This window comes from Cellulomonas sp. P4_B5_2, assembly GCF_056402235.1.
The window spans coordinates 1-1,873 of sequence record NZ_JBFUHU010000479.1; the positions used below are offsets into that span (position 1 = coordinate 1).

At 72.7% G+C, this 1,873-nt stretch carries 3 protein-coding genes; all 3 read left to right on the top strand.

All coding sequences use genetic code 11. The annotated features are described in order from the left end of the window. A partial coding sequence (locus tag AC1DUQ_RS21345; RefSeq protein ID WP_477074588.1) for a hypothetical protein occupies positions 1-354 on the top strand: 354 nt, incomplete at its 5' end. Positions 355-395: 41 nt separating this feature from the next. Continuing rightward, on the top strand, positions 396-1,139 hold the full coding sequence (locus tag AC1DUQ_RS21350; RefSeq protein WP_477061266.1) for an ABC transporter ATP-binding protein: 744 nt from the start codon (positions 396-398) through the stop codon (positions 1,137-1,139). 59 nt (positions 1,140-1,198) lie between these two features. After that, on the top strand, positions 1,199-1,873 hold a 675-nt coding region (locus AC1DUQ_RS21355; RefSeq protein ID WP_477074589.1), incomplete at its 3' end, for an ABC transporter permease.

Consider the following 1,873-nt stretch of genomic DNA (forward strand, 5'->3'; position numbering starts at 1 on the left):
GAGATGCTCGGCGTCATGGTCAGCGGGCTGCCGGAGTGGGCGACGTTCACCCCCGACGGTCAGCGGGTCCGGCTGCACGCCACCGACGCCGGCCGCGAGTGGGTCATGGCGTTCGGGCGGTTCCACGGCACGTCTCCGGCCAGCGGCAAGCAGTACGACGACGAGTGCGCCGAGCTGGTCGGCGGTGCGCCGTGGGAGGGGGAGGACGAGGACGTCACGGCGACGGTGTCCGGCTCCGCCTGGGACCTGGAGCTGTGGCTCTGGGGGCGCGGCGGCATCGACGCGCTCGAGCGCGACGGTGACCCGGCGGCGATCGAGCGGCTTCGCGCGGTGATCGTCGAGTCGACGCAGTAGCGCCTTGTGCCGATCGTCCGGCGAGGAGCACAATTCCTCACATGGGGAATAGTGCGATCGAGGTCGTCGGGCTCCGCGTCGTGCGCGGTGGCACCCGCGTCATCGAGTCGCTGGACCTGACCGTCCCGGTCGGCCAGGTGGTCGGGCTGCTCGGTCCCAGCGGCAGCGGCAAGACGACGCTGATGCGGGCGATCGTCGGCGCGCAGATCGTGGACGGGGGGACCGTCATCGTGCTGGGCCAGCCGGCGGGGTCGGCTCCGCTGCGCCGCCGGATCGGGTACGTGACCCAGTCGCCCAGCGTGTACGGCGACCTCACCGTCACGGAGAACCTGCGGTACGCGGCGGCGATCCTCGGCGTCGACGCCGACGGGATCCGTCGGGCGTTGACCGAGGTCGACCTCGTGGAGCACGCCGACCAGTCGATCGGCACCCTGTCCGGCGGGGAGCGCTCGCGGGTGTCGCTCGCGATCGCCCTGCTCGGCCGGCCCGACCTGCTGGTGCTCGACGAGCCGACCGTCGGGCTCGACCCCGTCCTGCGCCGCGACCTGTGGAACCTGTTCCACCGGCTCGCGGACTCCGGTGTGAGCCTCCTGGTGTCCAGCCACGTGATGGACGAGGCGGCCCGCTGCGACCGGCTGATCCTGCTGCGCGGCGGCGCGGTGCTCTCCGACAGCACGCTGGACGAGCTGCTCGCGCGCACCGGCGCCGCTGATGCCGAGGGCGCGTTCCTCGCGCTCGTCGACGACGCCGTGGCCCGCGACGCAGCGAAGGGAGCGGTCGCATGAACGCCCACAGCGTCGCCACGGACACCCGGACGGCGACCCGTCAGGAGCACGGCCGCGGGATGACCGCTGCGCTCACCGCCGCGACCGCCCGCCGCGTGCTCACGCAGCTGCGCCACGACAAGCGCACGATCGCCCTGGTCATCCTGCTGCCCTGCGTGCTGATCGGCCTGATCGCCTGGATGTTCGACGACACGCCGGTGCTCGACCAGTTCGGTCCGCTGCTGGTCGGGCTGTTCCCGATGATGGTGATGTTCCTGGTGACCAGCGTCGCCACGCTGCGGGAGCGCATCTCCGGCACGCTCGAGCGCCTGATGACCCTGCCGATCGGGCGCGGCGACGTGGTCGTCGGCTACGCCCTGGCGTTCGCGGTGCTGGCCACCGTGCAGGCGCTGGTCATCGTGGGGTTCGCCGTGTGGGTGTGCGGCATGGACGTCGCGGGGCCGATCGGGCTGGTGGTCCTCGTCGCGGTGCTGGACGCGGTGCTCGGGTGCGCGCTCGGGCTGGGGGCGTCGGCGCTGGCGAGGACCGAGTTCCAGGCCGTGCAGCTGATGCCGCTGGTCCTCTTCCCGCAGCTGATCACCTGCGGCATCCTCATGCCGCGCGACGAGATGCCGGTCGTCCTGGAGTGGCTGTCGCGCGTGCTGCCCCTGACGTACGCGCTCGATGCGATGCAGCAGCTGGCGGCCGGCGGGGCCTGGGCCGACGTGCGCGGTGACGTCGGGGTGATCGCGGGG